The following is a 554-nucleotide window of genomic DNA, read 5'->3' as shown; positions in this document are numbered from 1 at the left end:
ATGTATTCGTTTCCGAGGTGGGTCGCGTGAGCTTCGATAGGAACCAACGCGACAGCACTGAGAACCGAGAGAACGACGAGACGAACCGACGGAACCGACCTCGAGTGCAGGCCCAGACCCAGCGCGGGGCGCGGCCGTACCAGTACCTGAACCGAGTGGGCCAACCATCGTGCGAGCAGGCGGCCATCCTCGATCAGATGATCCTGCGTNGTAGCTCCTGGAAAGCGGGCGTCGAACTCGACACCGAGAGCGCGATGCGTTCGGTCGAGGCGCAGACGGAGAGCGATTTAGCAGGTGAGACCGCGACACCCGACGTGGTGCGGCGGGTGATTTCCCAGCCGGGGCGGCCGCTCGAGGGACCCGTCCGCGAGGAGATGGAGAAACGGATGGGCGACTCCTTTTCGGACGTGCAGCTACACACTGGGCCGGAGGCCGCGAAGGCGGCGAGTGCGCTCGAGGCACGCGCCTTCACCACCGGAAACCACGTGGTGTTCAACCGCGGGGAGTACAACCCGGAGAGTCCCGAAGGGAAATATCTGCTCGCGCACGAACTC

The 554-nt window shown here is 64.6% G+C and carries 1 protein-coding gene; it reads left to right on the top strand.

The window, feature by feature from the left end:
* Nucleotides 1–197 precede the first annotated feature (197 nt).
* Nucleotides 198–554, top strand: a 357-nt coding sequence (locus N0B15_RS05285) for an eCIS core domain-containing protein (RefSeq protein WP_425494212.1), incomplete at its 3' end; no start/stop codon positions are given.

Source organism: Natronobiforma cellulositropha, from assembly GCF_025629245.1.
GTDB lineage: Archaea > Halobacteriota > Halobacteria > Halobacteriales > Natrialbaceae > Natronobiforma > Natronobiforma cellulositropha.
Note: the sequence above shows the minus strand (reverse complement) of the source record. Positions and strands in the feature narration are given on the sequence as shown.